This window comes from Streptococcus sp. BS35b, from assembly GCF_000286475.1.
Taxonomy (GTDB): Bacteria; Bacillota; Bacilli; order Lactobacillales; family Streptococcaceae; genus Streptococcus; species Streptococcus oralis_W.
Map to the genome: position 1 here is coordinate 128,613 of NZ_ALKH01000002.1, position 19,612 is coordinate 148,224.

General features: G+C 42.5%; 21 protein-coding genes. 19 read left to right on the forward strand and 2 right to left on the reverse strand.

Annotated features, from left to right (window positions below; all coding sequences use genetic code 11):
• Positions 1–224 precede the first annotated feature (224 nt).
• From HMPREF1149_RS04820 to mnmG, 7 genes are all read left to right on the forward strand, one after another.
• Positions 225–1,031: an ABC transporter substrate-binding protein gene (locus HMPREF1149_RS04820; RefSeq protein WP_001045247.1), complete on the forward strand. Its 807-nt coding sequence runs from the start codon at positions 225–227 to the stop codon at positions 1,029–1,031.
• 15 nt (positions 1,032–1,046) lie between these two features.
• On the forward strand, positions 1,047–2,243 hold the full coding sequence (locus tag HMPREF1149_RS04825) for an argininosuccinate synthase (RefSeq protein ID WP_000031909.1): 1,197 nt from the start codon (positions 1,047–1,049) through the stop codon (positions 2,241–2,243).
• Between the two features lie 27 nt (positions 2,244–2,270).
• The gene (argH, locus tag HMPREF1149_RS04830; RefSeq protein ID WP_001125697.1) at positions 2,271–3,662 is read left to right on the forward strand and encodes an argininosuccinate lyase; all 1,392 of its coding nucleotides are present in this window, start codon (positions 2,271–2,273) and stop codon (positions 3,660–3,662) included.
• Between the two features lie 161 nt (positions 3,663–3,823).
• Positions 3,824–4,945 carry a tRNA 2-thiouridine(34) synthase MnmA gene (gene mnmA / locus HMPREF1149_RS04835; protein ID WP_001282948.1) on the forward strand — a complete coding sequence of 374 codons (1,122 nt, stop codon included), beginning with the start codon at positions 3,824–3,826 and terminating at the stop codon, positions 4,943–4,945.
• A 139-nt stretch (positions 4,946–5,084) separates the two neighbouring features.
• A complete protein-coding gene (locus HMPREF1149_RS04840) occupies positions 5,085–5,540 on the forward strand; it encodes an NUDIX hydrolase (RefSeq protein WP_000193661.1) in 456 nt (151 codons plus the stop codon).
• 8 nt (positions 5,541–5,548) lie between these two features.
• On the forward strand, positions 5,549–5,980 hold the full coding sequence (locus HMPREF1149_RS04845) for an NUDIX hydrolase (protein ID WP_000989474.1): 432 nt from the start codon (positions 5,549–5,551) through the stop codon (positions 5,978–5,980).
• On the forward strand, positions 5,970–7,883 hold the full coding sequence (gene mnmG / locus HMPREF1149_RS04850) for a tRNA uridine-5-carboxymethylaminomethyl(34) synthesis enzyme MnmG (RefSeq protein ID WP_000221898.1): 1,914 nt from the start codon (positions 5,970–5,972) through the stop codon (positions 7,881–7,883). The genes HMPREF1149_RS04845 and mnmG overlap by 11 nt, the downstream gene beginning before the upstream one ends.
• 64 nt (positions 7,884–7,947) lie before the next feature.
• Here the strand turns inward: mnmG and rnjA are convergent, their stop codons facing one another.
• Positions 7,948–9,627, reverse strand: coding sequence for a ribonuclease J1 (rnjA, locus tag HMPREF1149_RS04855; protein WP_000331964.1), 1,680 nt, complete (start codon positions 9,625–9,627; stop codon positions 7,948–7,950).
• Position 9,628: 1 nt separating this feature from the next.
• Positions 9,629–9,862: a DNA-dependent RNA polymerase subunit epsilon gene (locus HMPREF1149_RS04860; RefSeq protein ID WP_000639581.1), complete on the reverse strand. Its 234-nt coding sequence runs from the start codon at positions 9,860–9,862 to the stop codon at positions 9,629–9,631.
• 1,004 nt (positions 9,863–10,866) lie between these two features.
• Between HMPREF1149_RS04860 and HMPREF1149_RS04865 the strand changes: the two genes are divergently transcribed.
• From HMPREF1149_RS04865 to HMPREF1149_RS04915, 12 genes are all read left to right on the forward strand, one after another.
• Positions 10,867–11,082, forward strand: coding sequence for a hypothetical protein (locus HMPREF1149_RS04865; protein WP_000492022.1), 216 nt, complete (start codon positions 10,867–10,869; stop codon positions 11,080–11,082).
• A gap of 330 nt (positions 11,083–11,412) precedes the next feature.
• Positions 11,413–12,096, forward strand: a complete 684-nt coding sequence (gene tsaB, locus HMPREF1149_RS04870; protein ID WP_000865682.1) for a tRNA (adenosine(37)-N6)-threonylcarbamoyltransferase complex dimerization subunit type 1 TsaB — start codon at positions 11,413–11,415, stop codon at positions 12,094–12,096.
• A complete protein-coding gene (rimI, locus tag HMPREF1149_RS04875; protein ID WP_000569856.1) occupies positions 12,093–12,530 on the forward strand; it encodes a ribosomal protein S18-alanine N-acetyltransferase in 438 nt (145 codons plus the stop codon). The genes tsaB and rimI overlap by 4 nt, the downstream gene beginning before the upstream one ends.
• Entirely contained in the window at positions 12,520–13,530 is a 1,011-nt protein-coding gene (tsaD, locus tag HMPREF1149_RS04880; protein WP_000655069.1) for a tRNA (adenosine(37)-N6)-threonylcarbamoyltransferase complex transferase subunit TsaD, read from the forward strand. The genes rimI and tsaD overlap by 11 nt, the downstream gene beginning before the upstream one ends.
• Before the next feature lie 109 nt (positions 13,531–13,639).
• Positions 13,640–14,503: an Rgg/GadR/MutR family transcriptional regulator gene (locus HMPREF1149_RS04885; protein WP_000570759.1), complete on the forward strand. Its 864-nt coding sequence runs from the start codon at positions 13,640–13,642 to the stop codon at positions 14,501–14,503.
• A 130-nt stretch (positions 14,504–14,633) separates the two neighbouring features.
• A complete protein-coding gene (locus HMPREF1149_RS11480) occupies positions 14,634–14,777 on the forward strand; it encodes a hypothetical protein (protein ID WP_195327903.1) in 144 nt (47 codons plus the stop codon).
• A gap of 50 nt (positions 14,778–14,827) precedes the next feature.
• On the forward strand, positions 14,828–15,502 hold the full coding sequence (locus HMPREF1149_RS04890) for a CPBP family intramembrane glutamic endopeptidase (RefSeq protein WP_000817789.1): 675 nt from the start codon (positions 14,828–14,830) through the stop codon (positions 15,500–15,502).
• An 11-nt stretch (positions 15,503–15,513) separates the two neighbouring features.
• Positions 15,514–16,179, forward strand: a complete 666-nt coding sequence (locus HMPREF1149_RS04895; protein ID WP_000720896.1) for a CPBP family intramembrane glutamic endopeptidase — start codon at positions 15,514–15,516, stop codon at positions 16,177–16,179.
• 70 nt (positions 16,180–16,249) lie between these two features.
• Entirely contained in the window at positions 16,250–17,476 is a 1,227-nt protein-coding gene (locus tag HMPREF1149_RS04900) for an MFS transporter (RefSeq protein WP_000862371.1), read from the forward strand.
• Positions 17,477–17,634: 158 nt separating this feature from the next.
• Positions 17,635–18,330 (forward strand): AzlC family ABC transporter permease, encoded by a 696-nt coding sequence (locus HMPREF1149_RS04905; RefSeq protein WP_000659750.1) that lies wholly within the window; start codon positions 17,635–17,637, stop codon positions 18,328–18,330.
• A complete protein-coding gene (locus tag HMPREF1149_RS04910; RefSeq protein WP_000253912.1) occupies positions 18,320–18,643 on the forward strand; it encodes an AzlD domain-containing protein in 324 nt (107 codons plus the stop codon). The genes HMPREF1149_RS04905 and HMPREF1149_RS04910 overlap by 11 nt, the downstream gene beginning before the upstream one ends.
• Positions 18,644–18,745: 102 nt before the next feature.
• Positions 18,746–19,576 (forward strand): amino acid ABC transporter substrate-binding protein, encoded by an 831-nt coding sequence (locus tag HMPREF1149_RS04915; protein ID WP_000724969.1) that lies wholly within the window; start codon positions 18,746–18,748, stop codon positions 19,574–19,576.
• The last annotated feature ends 36 nt before the right edge of the window (positions 19,577–19,612 follow it).

A 19,612-nucleotide genomic window follows, 5' to 3' on the forward strand; every position in this document is an offset into this window, starting at 1 on the left:
ACGATCTTCTCAGCAATGCCCTATTTGTATAATTCCAACGAAATTCTTTAAATTGTTTTAAAACTCAAATAGTATAAATAAGCTTATTATGTGTAAAAATATATCATATAATAAGCTTTTTCTTGATTAAAATGAAATAAAATACAGTTTTTTCTTGACAAACGAGGATGAGAAGAGTATTATTTATACAATAATAAAGTATAAAAATAAAAGGAGGCTCTTCTATGAATAAAGTGAAGAAGGTGTTGATGACGATGTTTGGTTTGCTTATGTTTCCCTTATTATTTGCTTGTAGTAACAGTCAGTCCCAAGGTGTTGAAGCCATTAAGGCTAAAGGAAAATTGGTGGTGGCCCTAAATCCAGAGTTTGCTCCATTTGAATACCAGAAATTGGTTGATGGGAAAAATCAGATTGTAGGTTCAGATGTTGAGCTCGCCAAAGCTATCGCAAAGGAACTAGGTGTAGAAGTGGAGTTCTCTCCAATGAGTTTTGACAATGTACTAGCTAGTCTTGATTCAGGTAAGGCCGATCTTGCCATATCAGGTGTTTCTAAAACGGAGGAGAGAAGTCAAGTTTACGATTTTTCAATTCCCTACTACACTTCGAAAAATAAGGTTATCGTAAGAAAATCTGAATTAACGAATTACCAATCAGTCAAGGATTTGGCTCAGAAAAAGGTTGGAGCGCAGAAAGGTTCTATCCAGGAAACTCTGGCCAAAGAAACCTTGCAGAATGCTTCTCTCGTTTCACTTCCTAAAAATGGAAATTTGATAACAGATTTGAAATCCGGGCAACTGGATGCGGTTATCTTTGAAGAACCAGTGGCGAAAGGATTCGTAGAGAATAATCCAGACCTAGCCATCGCTGAGTTTGATTTTGACAATGACAAAGAAGATTCCTACGCTGTTGCGATGAAAAAAGACAGTAAAGAATTAAAAGAGGCGGTTGACAAAACCATCCAGAAGTTGAAGGATTCTGGGGAGTTGGACAAATTGATTGACGATGCTTTTAAAGCCTCTATCGAAAAATAGAAAGAAGGAAGAGAAATGAGTAAGGAAAAAGTCATTTTAGCCTATTCAGGTGGATTGGATACATCAGTTGCTATTACATGGTTAAAAAAAGACTATGATGTGATCGCTGTTTGTATGGATGTGGGTGAAGGAAAAGATTTGGAGTTCATCCACGATAAAGCTCTCAAGGTTGGGGCTGTAGAGTCTTATGTCATTGATGTTAAGGAAGAATTTGCTAATGACTATGTATTAGTAGCCCTCCAGGCTCATGCCTACTATGAACAAAAGTATCCCTTGGTATCTGCTCTGAGTCGCCCTCTTATTTCAAAAAAACTCGTTGAAATAGCTCATCAGACGGGGGCAACCACAATTGCCCATGGTTGTACAGGTAAGGGAAACGACCAAGTTCGGTTTGAAGTCTCTATTGCAGCTTTGGATCCCAATCTAAAGGTAGTTGCGCCTGTTCGTGAGTGGAAATGGTCTCGTGAAGAAGAAATCCAATATGCCAAAGAAAACGGCGTCCCAGTTCCTGCTGACCTTGACAATCCTTACTCTGTCGATCAAAATCTTTGGGGACGTGCAAATGAATGTGGTGTTTTGGAAAACCCTTGGAACCAAGCACCAGAAGAAGCATTTGGAATCACATCTTCTCCAGAAGAGGCACCAGACAGTCCAGAATTTATTGACATTGAGTTTAGCTGCGGGGTGCCCATCTCCCTCAATGGTGAGAAGATGAAAGTAGCGGATTTGATTCAAAAGCTAAATGAAATTGCGGGCAAACACGGTGTCGGTCGTATTGACCATGTGGAAAATCGCCTAGTCGGTATTAAGTCAAGAGAGATTTATGAGTGCCCAGGCGCTGTGACTTTATTGGCAGCTCATAAGGAGATTGAAGACTTGACTCTTGTGAGAGAAGTGGCTCATTTCAAACCTATTATCGAAAATGAGTTGTCCAATCTCATCTATAATGCCTTGTGGTTTAGCCCAGCAACTCAGGCTTTGATTGCCTATGTCAAGGAGACACAGAAAGTTGTCAATGGAACTGCAAAAGTTAAACTCTATAAGGGGAATGCCCAGGTAGTGGCTCGGAAATCTCCAAATTCTCTTTACGATGAAAATTTGGCGACTTATACTAGTGCGGACACCTTTGACCAAGATGCGGCTGTTGGATTTATCAAGCTTTGGGGGCTTCCGACTAAGGTTTATTCAGAAGTTCAGAAAAATGTTGAGTAGTGACGCGATAGAAAGGGACGACAGGATATGCCGAAAAATACAAAATTATGGGGTGGTCGATTTGAAGGCACTGTGGAAAAGTGGGTAGAACAGTTCGGTGCGAGTATTTCCTTTGACCACCAGCTGGCAAAATTTGATTTGATGGGTTCCCTAGCTCATGTTCAAATGCTAGGACAGACTGGCGTTTTGAGCTCGGAAGAGGCAGAGCAGATTCAAGATGGTCTGCAAGCTTTGTTGCGAGATTTAGAGGCAGGAAAGCTTCATTTTGATATTGCAAATGAAGATATTCATATGAATATGGAAGTGTTGCTGACAGAGAAAATCGGTCCTCTGGCTGGGAAACTACATACGGCACGTTCTCGGAATGACCAAGTCGCAACGGATATGCACTTATATCTAAAGGAGCAACTTGGCCATGTCTTGGATAAGTTGGCAAATCTGAACAGTGTTTTGCTGGATTTGGCTGAAAAACATGTGGAAACCATCATGCCGGGTTATACCCATCTGCAGCATGCCCAACCGATTAGTCTTGCCCACCATCTCATGGCTTATTACAATATGTTTCAAAGGGATAGCCAACGCTTTGCATTTAACCTGAAACATACGGATCTATCTCCACTGGGTGCGGCGGCCTTGGCGGGGACAACTTTTCCAATCGATCGTCAATTATCGAGTGATTTATTGGGCTTCCAACAACCCTATGCCAATTCCTTGGACGCAGTGAGTGACCGTGATTTTATCTTGGAATTCCTGTCAAATGCCAGCATTTTGATGATGCATATGAGTCGTTTTTGTGAAGAAATCATCAATTGGTGTAGTTTTGAGTATCAGTACATTAGCTTGTCTGATAGCTTTTCAACAGGTTCGTCTATCATGCCCCAGAAGAAAAATCCTGATATGGCCGAATTGATTCGAGGGAAGACAGGACGAGTTTACGGGCACTTACTCGGGCTATTAACCGTCATGAAATCTTTGCCTCTAGCCTACAATAAAGATTTGCAAGAGGACAAGGAAGGCATGTTTGATACAGTAGAAACGATTTTAAATTCTCTGGATGTGTTGGCAGGTATGCTATCGAGCATGCAGGTTAATAAGGCCAAAATGCAGCAATCTACAGAGAATGATTTTTCGAATGCGACCGAACTGGCAGATTATTTGGCTGAAAAAGGCCTCCCCTTTAGAGAAGCACATGAAATTGTAGGGAAATTGGTTCTAGACTCTATCAAGCATGGTAAAAATATCCAAGATTGGGATTTGAAGGAGTTGCAAGTCTACCATCCCTTGATTGAGGAGGATATCTATATCTACTTGCGCCCGGAAACCGCTGTTCAGAGACGGAATTCCTTAGGAGGAACCGGCTTTGAGCAAGTGAAATACCAGATAGAACAAGCGAAGAAAGAACTTAAAGGGGAAAATTGATTCATTTGCAAAGTATGAAAGAGAGGCTGAGATGATTTATCAGCCTCTTTCTTGTCTTCTCCAACCAAGCATGTTATAATGAATACTGCTCAAGCGACCTTCAATCGTTGAAGCACACACGACCTTCAATCGTGAATAAACGAATAGATGGGAGACTTACCATGAGTGATAACTCTAAAACACGTGTTGTCGTGGGGATGAGTGGTGGTGTTGATTCGTCGGTGACGGCTCTCTTGCTCAAGGAGCAGGGCTACGATGTGATCGGTATCTTCATGAAGAACTGGGATGACACAGATGAAAACGGCGTCTGTACGGCGACCGAAGATTACAAGGATGTGGCTGCGGTGGCAGACCAGATCGGCATTCCCTACTACTCTGTCAATTTTGAAAAAGAGTACTGGGACCGCGTTTTTGAGTATTTCCTAGCGGAATACCGTGCGGGGCGCACGCCAAATCCAGATGTTATGTGTAACAAGGAAATCAAGTTCAAGGCCTTTTTGGACTATGCTATGACCTTGGGGGCAGACTATGTAGCGACTGGGCATTATGCTCGAGTGGCGCGTGATGAGGATGGCATCGTTCACATGCTTCGTGGCGTGGACAATGGCAAGGATCAGACCTATTTCCTCAGCCAACTTTCGCAAGAACAACTCCAAAAAACCATGTTCCCCTTGGGACATTTGGAAAAGCCTGAAGTTCGCAGACTAGCTGAAGAAGCAGGACTTGTGACTGCTAAGAAGAAAGATTCGACAGGGATTTGTTTTATCGGAGAAAAGAACTTTAAAAACTTTCTCAGCAACTACTTACCAGCCCAGCCTGGTCGTATGATGACTGTGGATGGTCGCGATATGGGTGAGCATGCAGGTCTGATGTACTATACAATCGGTCAGCGTGGCGGTCTCGGTATCGGTGGCCAACACGGCGGTGACAATGCCCCTTGGTTCGTTGTCGGAAAAGACCTAAGCAAGAATATCCTCTATGTCGGTCAAGGATTCTACCATGATTCGCTTATGTCAACAAGCCTAGAAGCCAGTCAAGTCCACTTTACTCGTGAGATGCCAGAGGAATTTACGCTCGAATGTACAGCTAAATTCCGCTACCGTCAGCCTGACTCTAAGGTGACAGTACATGTTAAAGGAGATAAGGCAGAAGTTATCTTTGCGGAACCGCAACGCGCGATCACACCAGGACAGGCAGTTGTCTTTTACGATGGTGAAGAGTGTCTCGGTGGCGGTTTGATTGACAATGCCTACCGCGATGGACAAGTTTGTCAGTACATTTAGATTGACAAATTTTCTCAATTTGCTACAATAATAAAAGCAATAGAAATGATGGTCAAAGCTCATGGATGTTGCAGGCTTTTTGTCCTGCACTTCTTTGGAGTTTTGACTGTTTTTGTGTCGTTTAAGGGAAAGGACAAAAATGACTCAACAAGACTTTCGGACAACAGTGGGAGACACGGTCTTTGGTGTTCGGGCGACAGCCTTAATTCTCCAAAATGGCAAGCTCCTAGTTACCAAAGATAAGGGTAAGTATTACACTATTGGCGGTGCGATTCAAGTCAATGAAAGCACGGAAGGCGCGGTAGTCCGTGAAGTGAGGGAAGAACTAGGTGTCAAAGCTCAAGCTGGGCGACTAGCCTTTGTGGTTGAAAATCGTTTTGAACAAGACGGTGTTTCCTATCACAACATTGAGTTTCATTATCTGGTGAACTTACTTGAAGATGCCCCATTGACCATGCAGGAAGACGAGAAAAGGCAGCCCTGTGAGTGGATTGACTTGGATCAGCTCCAGAATATCCAGCTAGTTCCAGCCTTTTTGAAAACAGCTCTACCGGATTGGGACGGCCAACTAAGACACATCCATCTTGAGGAATAGGAGAGAAAATGATGGTTAAGCTTATTGCCCATGTACTTGTTTATAGTGGTGGTGATTATTTACTCATTCAGCGTTCGGAAATTAAAAGAGGAGAACCCAACGTTTATCCAACTTACTGGGATATTCCTGGTGGCGGGGTTGAAAAGGGTGAACTTCCGCGAGATGGTGCTCTTAGAGAATGCATTGAAGAAGCGGGAGTTAGGCTAGATAGCAGTTCGCTCAAACTTCTTCACGAAGATAGTCAACTGGATACCTCTAAGGATACGGTTTTTACTCGCTTAGTTTATAAAGCAGAGTGGGTTGGGGAGAAGCCAATTATCAGATTAGATCCTGAAGAGCATACACACTTTAAATGGGTTACTATGGATCAAGCTCTAGAGGAGGAGAAGTTAGTTCCTTATTTGCGAGAAATTTTTGAAAGGTTAAGAAATGACTTATAATTTTACGGAAGAATACGATATTATTGTAATCGGTGCGGGGCACGCTGGGGTGGAGGCATCTCTAGCTGCTAGCCGTATGGGCTGTAAGGTCTTGCTTGCAACCATCAACATTGAAATGCTGGCTTTCATGCCTTGTAACCCTTCAATCGGTGGTTCTGCCAAGGGGATTGTTGTGCGTGAAGTCGATGCCCTCGGTGGCGAAATGGCCAAGACCATTGACAAGACTTACATCCAGATGAAGATGCTCAACACAGGGAAAGGCCCAGCCGTTCGCGCTCTTCGTGCGCAGGCTGACAAGGAACTTTACTCTAAGGAAATGCGCAAGACAGTTGAAAATCAAGAAAATCTGACCCTTCGTCAAACCATGATTGATGAGATTTTGGTGGAAGATGGCAAGGTTGTCGGTGTGCGTACAGCCACCCATCAAGAATATGCTGCTAAGGCTGTAATTGTGACCACAGGAACTGCCCTCCGTGGGGAAATTATCATCGGAGATCTCAAGTACTCGTCAGGACCAAACCACAGTCTGGCTTCGATTAACCTAGCTGATAATCTCAAGGAACTGGGACTCGAAATTGGTCGTTTCAAGACAGGAACGCCTCCACGTGTTAAGGCTTCCTCTATCAATTATGACGTGACAGAGATTCAGCCAGGAGACGAGGCCCCTAATCACTTCTCATACACTTCACGTGATGAGGATTATGTCAAGGACCAAGTGCCATGCTGGTTGACTTATACCAACGGTACCAGTCATGAGATTATCCAAAACAACCTCCACCGTGCGCCTATGTTTACGGGTGTAGTTAAGGGAGTGGGACCTCGTTACTGTCCATCGATTGAGGATAAGATTGTGCGCTTTGCGGACAAGGAACGTCACCAACTATTTCTAGAACCCGAAGGGCGTGACACTGAGGAAGTATACGTTCAAGGTTTATCAACCAGTCTGCCTGAGGATGTCCAGCGTGAGCTGGTACATTCCATCAAAGGGTTGGAAAATGCTGAGATGATGCGTACTGGTTATGCCATTGAGTATGACATGGTCTTGCCACACCAGTTGCGTGCAACACTTGAAACCAAGAAAATCTCAGGGCTTTTCACTGCTGGTCAGACAAATGGAACATCAGGTTACGAAGAAGCTGCTGGTCAAGGGATTATCGCTGGGATTAATGCGGCTCTGAAAATCCAAGGCAAGCCTGAATTGATTTTGAAGCGCAGTGACGGTTATATTGGGGTCATGATTGATGATTTGGTGACTAAAGGAACCATTGAACCCTATCGTCTTTTGACCAGTCGTGCTGAATACCGCCTTATTCTCCGCCATGACAATGCGGATATGCGTTTGACCGAGATGGGTCGAGAGATTGGGCTTGTGGATGATGAACGCTGGGCTCGCTTTGAAATCAAGAAAAATCAATTTGACAATGAGATGAAGCGTCTCGACAGTATCAAACTCAAGCCAGTCAAGGCAACCAATGCTAAGGTTGAGGAGATGGGCTTCAAGCCATTGACAGATGCAGTGACAGCCAAGGAATTCCTTCGCCGTCCAGAAGTTTCTTATCAAGATGTGGTGGCCTTCATCGGACCAGCTGCAGAGGACTTGGATGACAAGATTATCGAATTGATTGAAACAGAAATCAAGTACGAAGGCTATATTTCCAAAGCCATGGATCAGGTTGCCAAGATGAAACGAATGGAAGAAAAACGCATTCCAGCCAATATCGACTGGGATGATATTGACTCTATCGCGACAGAGGCTCGCCAGAAGTTCAAACTCATCAATCCAGAAACCATCGGCCAAGCTAGCCGTATTTCGGGAGTAAATCCAGCAGATATTTCTATTTTGATGGTGTATCTTGAAGGTAAAAATCGTAGTATTTCTAAAAATCAAGAAAAGAAAGCATAGAGAAAAACAGCTCCGAAGACGGGGCTGTTTTTTTTGACTTGTATTCAATGAAAATCAAAGAGTATTATTCTTCATCTGGTGTGAGGATCATCGGGATGATAATCGGTTCACGTTCTGTATTTTCATAAAGGAAGGGGCGAATAGCGTTGACAATGGCACCATTGACAGATTGAACGCTGGCATCTTTGTTCTTCAGCGCGATACGAATAGCATTGAAGAGGATACGCTGGCTTTGGCGAATCAAGTCTCCAGACTCTCTCATGTAGACAAAGCCTCGGCTGAGGATGTCTGGGCCAGAAAGAATCATCTGTGACTTGAAGTCAACAGTTGCGACTGCTAGAACTACACCGTCTTCAGATAGATCACGACGGTCTTTGAGGACAGCAGCGCCGATTTCACCGATACGATTTCCATCGACATAGATGTCTTGGGCGTTGAAATGACCTGCGATACGAGCTGAGTTAGCAGTAAGGGCAAGCACATCACCATTGCTCATGATAAAGATATTGTCCTTCTCGACACCCGTATCCACCGCTAGTCCAGCGTGGACTTTCTGCATGCGGTATTCACCGTGGACAGGCATGAAGTATTTCGGCTTAATCAAGCGGAGCATGAGTTTTTGCTCTTGCTGACCACCGTGTCCAGATGTATGGATATTGTTCACCTTACCGTGGATAACTTCGACACCAGCTTCAGAAATAGTGTTAATCAATTTGTTGACGCTAGTGGTGTTTCCAGGGATTGGGCTAGAAGAGAAGATAACGGTATCGCCGGGTTGGAGTTGTACCTGACGGTGGGTTCCGTTGGCGATGCGAGAGAGGGCTGCCATCGGCTCACCCTGACTACCTGTACAGAGGATTAGAATCTCGCCCGCAGGATAGTCTTTGATTTCATTTGGCTCGATAAAGGTTCCCTTAGGAGCTTTGATGTAGCCGAGCTCGATTCCGTTGACAATGGCCTTTTCCATAGAACGTCCAAAGACCGCAATCTTGCGTCCAGTTTTAACAGCGGCATCCGTTGCTTGCTGGAGACGGAAGATATTTGAGGCAAAGGATGCAAAGATGATACGTCCTTCGATGCCTTGGATAATCTTCATGATGGACTGGCCAACGACTTTTTCAGAGTTGGTAAAGGTTGGCACTTCTGCATTTGTCGAGTCAGAGAGGAGACAGAGAACACCCTCTTCACCAAGGGCAGCCATACGGTGCAAGTCTGCAGGTTCACCAACTGGTGTAAAGTCGAACTTGAAGTCACCCGTACAGACGATTTTTCCTTGAGGAGTATGGATGACAATCCCCAAAGGCTCTGGAATGGAGTGAGTGGTTCTAAAGAAAGTTGCCTTGAGATTTTTAAAGGTTAACTCAGTGTTATGGTTGATTTCGTAAAGTTTGGCGTTACGCAAGAGACCGTGTTCTTCGAGTTTTCCACGGATCAAAGCCAGGGCAAGCGGTCCAGCGTAGATAGGGACATTTGCTTGTTTGAGCAGGAAAGGAATCCCACCAATGTGGTCCTCGTGTCCGTGTGTGATCAAAACAGCCTTGACGCGGTCAATATTGTCTACGATGTAAGAATAATCAGGAATGACATAGTCGATACCCAGCAAGTCATCTTCTGGGAATTTAATCCCAGCATCGACGATGATAATCTCGTCTTGGTATTCAATTCCGTATGTGTTTTTTCCGATTTCTCCCAGACCACCGATGGCAAAAACGCCGACTTCTTCAGGTTTAAGAGTGTAGGCCATATTAGAACTCCGTAATCTCGAAAGCGCCAGTTTCTTTTTCGTAATCTAGCAATTTGTCAGACAAGAGTTCGATAAATTCGATATTGTACTCTGGGCGGTTTTCTTCGACAAGTTGGCGAGCAGCGATACGGCCCTCAAGTTCTGAGTTGGCATCGATGTCTAGGTAAAGTGAGCGTGTTGTTTCACGACGTGGGCTACGTTCTTTTGTTTCTTGATAAAAAACTTTGTAAATCATATAGTTCCTTTCTATTTATAGGTCAACTTATTCCAAACTTTTAGCAGAGATTTGCTTAATTTCATTCCATTTTGTGTCTAGATTGACCTTGATTCGTTACAATTATTTCAATTATACCACAAAATGAAAGATTAGTAAAAGACAGAAACGAGAAAGTCGGGAGGGAAAGAGGAAGCAAAAAGACAGGTAGGATTTGGTCGGAGAGCGCTTAGGTGTTATAATTAAAGGGGGAATCTAAAGAGATAGTAGATTTGAGGAAGAATACAGTTCTAGTTTCATTAATCGTTGGAGTAGATGGTTGGGGCAGAATGATATCTTTGAAAAAAGAAAAAGCTCTTGAGAAATCTCAAGAGCAAATAAAAAGGCTGAGACAAAATTAAGGGATCTTTCTGAGCAAGCTCAAGGGGCAGCACCATTACCTGAAGTGATTGAATCACAACCTTTGAAAGACTTGTCACCAAGTCAGACCAAATCTCAACCTTTACCCTATTTTATCATCTACTCAGCTAAGAAGTCAATCTATAAGTAAAATGATGTAGAAATAGCATGGAGTGGAGTGTTTACTAAAGAGGCAAAGAAAAGTCCTTAATCTAAGAGTAAGCAAAAAGAGAGGACCAATGGTAGTCAGGGGTCTTTACAGCTCAAAGCTGAAGGCAGTCCCACACCCGTACCAGAAGTTGGTACCTTTGAACGCTCTGTTACCAGTCGTCCTACGTTATCCTCTCGATATTTATACTTTACTATAACTTACTGAGGGAATCAACTTTAAAAGCATCAAAAAGCTCCTGACCAAAGTCAAGAGCCTACTAATAACATTGGGGGGCGAATTGTTCAATCGCAATTTCAGTTCTTTAGAAACCAAAGTTTCAGGGATAGCACTGCAACCCGAAGAGTCAATGACTCAACCTGATTTTCCTACCAGTGTTGAAATACATTTTAACATTGATAGACCAACATTGTCAACAGTTTATATAAAAATAGCAATACCAAAAGGAGGATTAAGAATGTTTAGTTTGTTTGAATTTGCGATAGGGGTTCGCCTCCTGGTGTTTATAGTCTTTGTAGCTTGTGTCTATGGAGGGAATGCCCTGTTTGTTCATCTGGAACACCGCAAAACAAAGTTCCTTTGGAAGCTTGCTTTTGTGACGCTCTATTCAATTTTTCTCCTCCTGGTCACCTATGTTGTCTGGCTCGTTTTCTACTTTGGTTTAAACGCTTAAAGTTAATTATTTCTCTAGATAAACAGAAAATCCACCTCGTCTTTAGATGGGATGGATTTTTCTATTTTTAGGTGCTATCTTTATTGTTATGACGATGATTTCTAACGTCGAAAATCGAGTTGAAACATATATGCCTGATCCAAATTTTTTACGAAGAACCTTTCAATTTCCTTGTTCACTTTTCTATTCAAAAAAGCTACAACTTTTTTGAATTTGTTGTGTAGAATTGCTTGTCTAAGTGGCAGGTCCTTTTGTTTCAAAACAAAGAAAATTCCCATGTGTCTGCTTTTGTAGTATAATAGTAAACAGACAAAAAGATAGGAATGTGTTATGAAAGTATTAGCTTTTGATACGTCCAGCAAGGCTCTTTCTCTCGCTATTTTAGAGGACAAGCAGGTTCTTGCCGAGACTATGATCAATATCAAGAAAAATCACAGTATTACCCTCATGCCTGCCATCGATTTTTTGATGGGCAGTCTGGATTGGACACCCAAGGATTTGGATCGAATCGTGGTGGCTGAAGGCCCAGGTAGCTACACAGGCTTACGAATTGCGGTAGCAACTGCCAAGACCTTGGCTCATACCCTGAACATTGAGTTAGTTGGTATGTCTAGCCTCTTGGCTCTGGTGCCACGCCAACAAGAAGGCTTAGTTGTTCCCTTGATGGATGCGCGTCGCAACAATGTTTATGCAGGATTTTATGAAAATGCCAAACCTGTTATGCCAGAAGCACACTTGTCCTTTGCGGAAGTGCTAGAAAAAGTCAAGGATGCTGAACACGTGACCTTTGTTGGAGAGGTTGAAGCCTTTGTGGAGCAGATTCAAGAGCAGCTACCACAAGCTAGTTCCCAAGAGACCTTGCCAAATGCAGCTAATCTAGCTCTTTGGGCATGGGACAAGAAAGCAGACTCCTTGCACGACTTTGTGCCAAATTACCTCAAACGTGTTGAAGCTGAGGAAAATTGGCTCAAGAATCACACCGAGTCTGGCGAGTCCTACATTAAACGCCTATGATAGAGATCAAACGAATTCAAAGACAGCCTGACCTGGCTCAAGCTATTTACGCTGTCATGGCAGCTGTTTATCCAGTCAATCCGTGGACGCTGGAACAAATCCAAGCAGACCTGTCCCAAGACCAAACTTGGTATGCTCTAGCTTATGATGGGGCAGAAGTGATTGGCTTTCTAGCCGTTCAGGAGAATCTCTTTGAGGCAGAAGTCCTGCAAATCGCTGTCAAACAAACCTATCAGAGTCAGGGGATTGCGTCAGCCTTGTTTACTCAATTGCCGGTAGATAAGGAAATTTTCCTAGAAGTCAGAAAGTCAAACCAACGAGCGCAAGCATTTTACAAGAAAGAAAAGATGGCGGTCATCGCTGAGAGAAAGGGCTACTACCATGACCCAGTCGAGGACGCCATTATCATGAAGAGAGAAATAGATGAAGGATAGATATATTTTAGCATTTGAGACATCCTGTGATGAGACCAGTGTCGCCGTACTGAAAAACGATGATGAGCTCTTGTCCAATGTCATTGCGAGTCAAATTGAGAGTCACAAACGTTTTGGGGGCGTAGTTCCAGAAGTAGCCAGTCGTCACCATGTCGAAGTTATTACAGCCTGCATCGAGGAGGCGCTAGCAGAAGCAGGAATTACCGAAGAGGATGTAACGGCTGTGGCTGTTACCTACGGACCAGGCTTGGTCGGAGCACTGCTAGTTGGTTTGTCAGTTGCCAAGGCCTTTGCTTGGGCTCATGGACTTCCGCTGATCCCCGTGAATCACATGGCTGGTCACCTCATGGCGGCTCAGAGCGTTGAGCCTTTGGAGTTTCCCTTGCTAGCTCTCTTGGTTAGCGGTGGGCACACGGAGTTGGTCTATGTTTCTGAGGCTGGGGATTATAAGATTGTTGGGGAAACGCGGGATGATGCGGTTGGTGAGGCTTATGATAAGGTCGGCCGTGTCATGGGCTTGACCTATCCTGCAGGTCGCGAAATTGATGAGCTAGCTCATCAAGGGCAGGATATTTATGATTTCCCTCGTGCCATGATTAAGGAGGACAATCTAGAGTTCTCATTCTCAGGTTTGAAGTCTGCCTTTATCAATCTTCACCACAATGCCGAGCAAAAGGGAGAAAGCTTGTCCAAGGAAGACCTGTCAGCGTCCTTCCAAGCAGCAGTCATGGATATTCTTATGGCAAAAACCAAGAAAGCCTTGGGAAAATACCCTGTTAAAACTCTAGTTGTGGCAGGTGGCGTGGCAGCTAATAAAGGCCTCAGAGAACGCCTAGCAGCCGAAATCACAGATGTCAAGGTTATCATCCCCCCCCTACGCCTTTGTGGAGATAATGCAGGTATGATTGCCTATGCCAGCGTCAGCGAGTGGAACAAAGAAAACTTCGCAGGCTTGGACCTCAATGCCAAACCGAGTCTCGCCTTTGATACGGTGGAATAAAGAGTCAGCTTTGAGCTGGCTTTTTTGCTAAAATATTTTATAATATGTTAAAAAAGTAAAATTTTTTACGAATAGAATAGTAAAGAGAATCTTTAAGGGGAGTTTGGCCATGATTGAAAAACAGGAATTGGGAGAATTTTACAAAGAATTGAGGCTGGCGAGGAAACTCAAGCAGTCAGATGTGGCTTGTAATGGACTGACAGCATCCCAGTTATCCAAGTTTGAACTGGGGCAGTCTATGCTGTCTGCGGATAAACTGATACTAGCTATCCAAGGGATAAATGTGACCTTCGATGAGTTTGGACACAAGCTTAATAACTATCAAGAATCCCCACATATGCGAATTGGTAGAAGGGTTGTGGATCGCTTTGCCCATCAAGATATAGCAGGTTTAGAGCAACTATTAGAGGAAGTCGAGCAAGAACAGATGGCGCAGACCTATCGTCGTTTGAATGCTATTGTGATTAAAAATGCCATCCATTCCTTAGATAAAAACTATCCGCTAGAAGAGGAGGATAGCGAGTTTTTGACTAGCTATCTCTATGCTATCGAGTCTTGGACCTGGTTTGAACTCTATCTTTTTTGCAATACCAGGCCCTTCTTGAGCAACCAAGACCTGATTTTTTTATCAACCTCTTTACTTGAAAAATCCAAGGAATTTAAAGAATTGGGACACAATAGACTGTATATGAAAAGTGGCTTTTTGAATATCATATCAGAGCTCATGGAGCGCAAACTTTTTTCTTATATCCCAATCTTTGAAGCCGAGTTGGAGAGTATGCTTCGACCATACGATGTCTTTGAGAGATTATTGTGGCAATTTTTAAAGAAGTTGAATGTTTTCCTTCAAACTAAGGGGAGCAATCAAAAAGAGATTGAACACTTTATCCAATCTCTGAAAATATTAGAAAATCCTCAATTAACAGCCCTTTTTGAACTACGCTTACAGCAATTCAAAGAGCTTATTGAGTAGTCCACAATCGCAAATTTAAAATTTCTATGAGAAAAAATGTCAAATATGCGATTTTCTAAAATGTAGTGATTGCCGTGTTATACTATTGTTGTAAGTCATTTGAAGCAAATCCTAGGTCGTAGAAGTGGAGTTGGAGCAGGTTTACGGTGGAAACTTCACTATGGCTTGTGTGGGTGAAAATATTGGTTGTGGTGGTAGTGCTTTGCCTGCTTGGGGAGAGGTAGAGGTATTAGTCCTAGACCTTATGGAGCATTTGATTGGTCGAGTGGGCTGATTGAAGGACTGTTTGGAAAACGTCGTAACTAACATTTAGGAGAAAAAACTATGAAAAGGGAAGAAACGAAATTTTACCTAGGGACCATTTTGGTACTTATGTCTTATTACTTGATTTTTAATTTAGTAGTGAGATTAGAGTTCATGGATCAATTATCAGATTTTGGATTTTATGGGATTCAAATTTTATTGATAGTAATTGAAGGAATTGCTGCTACTGTGGTTCTTGTTAAGAGTCAACGTTGGAAAGAGTACGGTCGCTTCCAGTTTCGTTGGTCCTATCTGGGTCTCTTCTTTCTTTCCTTTATATTGATGTTTTTGTGGGTAAATATAACGACTCGAATCTTTCCCAACACGCAAAATGGTAGTGCTATAAAAGAAACCGTAGCCAATTTGACGGGAATTAGTTATTTTGTGACACGTATTCTCTACGGCAGTCTTATTGCTCCGATAGTTGAGGAATTAGTTTTCCGCGGACTTCTGATGACAGCCCTATCTAAATTTAAAAAATACTATATTGATGTTATCATTTCTTCCACACTCTTTAGTCTCATCCATGTTTTACAATATGGATGGGTGTTAACAGACTTCATCGTTTATGCAGGAGCAGGTCTGCTACTCTGCATGCTCTTTCGTTATACACGTTCAATTTATTGGTCAATGGCCCTTCACATCTTGTGGAATACCTTTTTAATCATCGTCAGTTTACTGGTGTTTGGGTATTAGAAAGATGAAATATGAAAAAGATAATCTCACGCTACTATTTTTTAATAGCTATTCTACTTGTCATTTCTGACCAGTTCTTCATTCGTTTGCTTTTACATAGCGACCTTGCTGCTGGTCTATCTGACTTTGCCTATTATTTGTCGGATATGATGTTGAATTTTCTTGTGGTTCTGCTTGCTATTATTGTTATGGTTTGGTCAGGGAAATGGCAGAAAATCAACAGTCGAAAATTTAAGGGATCCTATCTTTTTTATTCCTTTTTAGCTCTTCTTGCTTTTGTGATTTGGAATTTCGTCACATTTTATCTTTTACCATCTACCAAAAATGAAATTGCTTATCAACTGGATGTCCCTACTTTTACAGGAACTACAGCATTTTTGATGTATTTTTTCTATCCTGTGATTGCAGGTCCCATTTTTGAAGAGATGATTTATCGTGGATTGGTGATGACCGCTCTGGAAAAAGGAAAGAAATGGGGACTGGATGTGCTCGGTTCGGCTGTTTTATTCGGGGTCTTGCATATTAGTAATCATGGTTGGGTCTTGACAGACTTTTTTGTATATATGGGTGGCGGTCTTATATTTGCAGTCTTATTTAGAGTGACAAAGTCCATTTATTGGCCTATTGGACTGCACATAGTCTACAATGGCATTGGTCAAATTTTACCGTTGCTGTAATTTTAGGAGCTCAGCAATATCGGTCTATCATTGGGGAAAACTTCCCATTTGAACTCAAAAAGGAGTTGCGATGAAAGTATTTATTCAAAATAGAGATTTTAGGCAATTAACCATCAACCAGTGGATCTCAACGGTTGGGGATACGATTTTTTATCTTGCTTTTTTGAATTATGTGGCAGATGCTTCGTTTGCCCCCTTGGCAATTTTACTCATTACGATTTCAGAGACTGTTCCTCAAGTTCTGCAAATCTTTATGGGAGTTTTGGCTGACTTTCAACATCATCGTGTTTTAAAGTATACGGTTATTAGTTTTGTCAAATTTGTACTTTATTCTATAGTGGCACTTTCGCTTTCAGGGAAGTCCTTTTCCTTATGGCTTGTATTCTTTATTTGTTTGATGAACCTCTTGTCGGATACATTGAGTTACTTTTCAGGAGCCATGCTAACTCCTATTTTTATAAGAATCATTGGGAAAGAACATCTGACAGAAGCCATTGGCTTTAAACAATCCACAGTTAGTTTAGTTCGGACAATCAGTAATATTCTAGGAGGGATTTTACTAGGAATTCTTTCCATTCAGTTTATTTCTTTGCTAAACGCTCTGACGTTTCTGATAGCATTTGTAGGTATTCTTCTCATAAAAAATGATCTTTTGAAAGTTGAAAAAACAATTAGCTATCAAGAAGGTCTTTCTATAAAATCGTTTTGCCAGCATTTGTTCCAATCATCGAAATTGATCTGGAATATGGATAGAGTAATCTTCATTTTATTTATCGTCTCTATCAGCCAAGCTGTGATCAATGTCACTGTTCCTATTTCGACTCTTTTTTTAAGAAACCAACCGTTTTTGAATTTACAAACTGGTCAATCACTCGCTTTGTTATCAACACTAGAATTGTTAGCACTTATTGTCGGAAGCCTTGTAAGTGGTTATCTGAAAAATATGATTTCTATAAAAACAGCTCTCTACGCTTCGGTCGTCATCCAGTTACTCCTTCTAGTAGGATTTGCCACAGTTCATTTTGGTTTGATTCTGCTTTTCAGCTCCTTGGATGCCTTCATCGCAGGGATACTCTCTCCTAGATTGCAAGAACTCGTCTTTAAACAAATACCTGAGGAGTCAATGGGAGCGGTTCAATCCTCTATTGGTGCTATTACGGTTGTTTTACCAAGTCTATTCACAATCGTTTTCGTAACGATTGCTACAAGTTTTGGGACCCTAGCGGTCAGCTTTATTCTGTTACTATTGCTCCTAACCGCATTTGTCATGCTCTTGAATATTCGTGAGAGCATTTAGAGGAGAATTTGTATAATAGGTGTTTGAGACTGGATTGCCAGTCTTTTTATGACGGCCAAAATCAGCTGACTTTTTTCTCTTCTTTGAATATGTTATAATATTCCTTGCTGTGGCTGTGATGACGAACAGCCTCAATTGGAGAGAATATGAGGAGAAGGATGAAAGAAAAAGGATTTTGGGAAGGTGTACAGGCGGCCATGCCGACTGCCCTTGGCTATGTCAGCATTGGTCTGGCTTGTGGGATTATCGGCGCGCCCTATGTGACACCTGTTGAGATGGGCTTGATGAGCCTCTTTGTTTATGCTGGGAGCGCCCAGTTTGCCATGTTGGCACTGATTGCGGTACAAGCGCCTGTGGCAGCTATTGCTATGACGGTCTTTTTGATCAACTTGCGACTCTTTTTGCTGAGCCTGCATGCATCAACCTATTTCCGTCATACTAGTCTCTGGCAAAATATTGGCATGTCCAGTCTCCTGACAGATGAGACCTATGGGGTCTTGATGGGAGAATTAGCCCATACAGACAAGGTTCATCCCATGTGGATGCACGGGAACAATCTCAATAGTTATGTAGCCTGGTTTATTGGGACAGTGGCGGGGACAGCTTTAGGTGGCCTTCTTCCAAATCCTGAGGTCTTTGGCTTGGACTTTGCCCTTGTTGGGATGTTTATCGGGATTTTTACTTCACAATTTCAGATTATGCAAAGACAGGTTCCTGTACGGAATCTGCTGCGGATTCTAGCAGTTGTTGCGGTGTCCTTCGTTTTGCTCTTGACAGTGGTGTCTCAGTCACTAGCTGTTTTGTTTGCGACCTTGCTAGGTTGTACCATGGGGGTGGTCTTAGATGGTCAGTAAGTATATTTTAATGGCAATCGTCTTTTCTGGATTAGTGACTTGGATTCCCCGCATGATTCCCTTCATATTGGTCAAGTATAAGGGATTGCCTGCTATCGTCGAGCGGTTTTTGAAGTTCTTGCCTGTTTCCATTATCTTTGCCTTGATCCTTTCAAGTGTAGTGACTGGCAAGGTTGGGAGCCTTCCTCAGATCAAATGGCTGGACTTTTTAGCAGTCTTTCCAACGGCTTGGGTAGCCTTTCGCTACCGCAATCTAGTGGGTACGGTTCTTTTCGGAGTGGTCTTGATCGCAGTCTTGCGTCTGGTCTTTTAGTCAGCCATAAGAAAAACCTATCACCGAGATAGAAATCATATAATGGCGAAAAAAAATATTTTCTGTTAAGATAGTAAAGTATTCTATTTTGGAGGAAATGACATGAAAAAAATCGTCAAATATTCATCTCTTGCTGCTCTAGGACTTGTTGCCGCAGGTGTACTAGCAGCTTGCTCAGGTGGAGATAAGAAAGAAGGAGAGGCAGCTGGTAAGAAAGAAATTATCGTTGCAACCAATGCTTCACCAAAACCATTCAACTATGAAGACAACGGTGAGTTGACTGGTTATGAGATTGAAGTAGTCCGTGCTATCTTTAAAGACTCTGACAAATACGACGTCAAGTTTGAAAAGACAGAGTGGTCAGGTGTTTTTGCAGGTCTTGATAGCGATCGCTACCAAATGGCTGTGAACAATATCAGCTATACCAAAGAACGTGCTGAAAAGTACCTTTATGCAGCTCCAACTGCTAAAAACCCTAACGTTCTCGTTGTGAAGAAAGACGACGACAGCATCAAGTCACTTGATGATATCGGAGGCAAGTCTACTGAGGTCGTTCAAGGGACAACATCAGCTAAACAGCTAGAAGATTATAACAAACAACACGCAGACAATCCAACTGTTCTTAACTACACCAAGGCTGATTTCCAACAAATCATGTCTCGTTTGAGCGATGGTCAGTTTGACTACAAAATTTTTGATAAAATCGGTGTTGAAACAGTTATTAAGAACCAAGGTTTGGACAACTTGAAAGTCATTGAACTTCCAAGCGACCAACAACCTTACGTTTACCCACTTCTTGCTAAAGGTCAAGATGAGTTGAAATCATTTGTAGACAAACGAATCCAAGAACTCTACAAAGACGGAACTCTTGAAAAATTGTCTAAACAGTTCTTCGGGGACACTTATCTCCCAGCAGAAGCTGATATTAAATAATCGTATGAAATCATCCAGTCTGAGAAAGACGGATGA

What these genes read in the sequence shown, in the direction of transcription:
- HMPREF1149_RS04840 (WP_000193661.1), top strand. Translation starts at nt 5,085, where the DNA reads ATGACTCAACAAGACTTTCGGACAACAGTGGGAGACACGGTCTTTGGT.
- tsaB (WP_000865682.1), top strand. Translation starts at nt 11,413, where the DNA reads ATGAAAGTATTAGCTTTTGATACGTCCAGCAAGGCTCTTTCTCTCGCT.
- HMPREF1149_RS04820 (WP_001045247.1), top strand. Translation starts at nt 225, where the DNA reads ATGAATAAAGTGAAGAAGGTGTTGATGACGATGTTTGGTTTGCTTATG.
- mnmG (WP_000221898.1), top strand. Translation starts at nt 5,970, where the DNA reads ATGACTTATAATTTTACGGAAGAATACGATATTATTGTAATCGGTGCG.
- HMPREF1149_RS04900 (WP_000862371.1), top strand. Translation starts at nt 16,250, where the DNA reads ATGAAAGTATTTATTCAAAATAGAGATTTTAGGCAATTAACCATCAAC.
- HMPREF1149_RS04895 (WP_000720896.1), top strand. Translation starts at nt 15,514, where the DNA reads ATGAAAAAGATAATCTCACGCTACTATTTTTTAATAGCTATTCTACTT.
- HMPREF1149_RS04860 (WP_000639581.1), bottom strand. Translation starts at nt 9,862, where the DNA reads ATGATTTACAAAGTTTTTTATCAAGAAACAAAAGAACGTAGCCCACGT.
- HMPREF1149_RS04905 (WP_000659750.1), top strand. Translation starts at nt 17,635, where the DNA reads ATGAAAGAAAAAGGATTTTGGGAAGGTGTACAGGCGGCCATGCCGACT.
- rnjA (WP_000331964.1), bottom strand. Translation starts at nt 9,627, where the DNA reads ATGGCCTACACTCTTAAACCTGAAGAAGTCGGCGTTTTTGCCATCGGT.
- HMPREF1149_RS04885 (WP_000570759.1), top strand. Translation starts at nt 13,640, where the DNA reads ATGATTGAAAAACAGGAATTGGGAGAATTTTACAAAGAATTGAGGCTG.
- HMPREF1149_RS04915 (WP_000724969.1), top strand. Translation starts at nt 18,746, where the DNA reads ATGAAAAAAATCGTCAAATATTCATCTCTTGCTGCTCTAGGACTTGTT.
- HMPREF1149_RS04845 (WP_000989474.1), top strand. Translation starts at nt 5,549, where the DNA reads ATGATGGTTAAGCTTATTGCCCATGTACTTGTTTATAGTGGTGGTGAT.
- HMPREF1149_RS04865 (WP_000492022.1), top strand. Translation starts at nt 10,867, where the DNA reads ATGTTTAGTTTGTTTGAATTTGCGATAGGGGTTCGCCTCCTGGTGTTT.
- rimI (WP_000569856.1), top strand. Translation starts at nt 12,093, where the DNA reads ATGATAGAGATCAAACGAATTCAAAGACAGCCTGACCTGGCTCAAGCT.
- HMPREF1149_RS04910 (WP_000253912.1), top strand. Translation starts at nt 18,320, where the DNA reads ATGGTCAGTAAGTATATTTTAATGGCAATCGTCTTTTCTGGATTAGTG.
- HMPREF1149_RS04890 (WP_000817789.1), top strand. Translation starts at nt 14,828, where the DNA reads ATGAAAAGGGAAGAAACGAAATTTTACCTAGGGACCATTTTGGTACTT.
- mnmA (WP_001282948.1), top strand. Translation starts at nt 3,824, where the DNA reads ATGAGTGATAACTCTAAAACACGTGTTGTCGTGGGGATGAGTGGTGGT.
- argH (WP_001125697.1), top strand. Translation starts at nt 2,271, where the DNA reads ATGCCGAAAAATACAAAATTATGGGGTGGTCGATTTGAAGGCACTGTG.
- tsaD (WP_000655069.1), top strand. Translation starts at nt 12,520, where the DNA reads ATGAAGGATAGATATATTTTAGCATTTGAGACATCCTGTGATGAGACC.
- HMPREF1149_RS04825 (WP_000031909.1), top strand. Translation starts at nt 1,047, where the DNA reads ATGAGTAAGGAAAAAGTCATTTTAGCCTATTCAGGTGGATTGGATACA.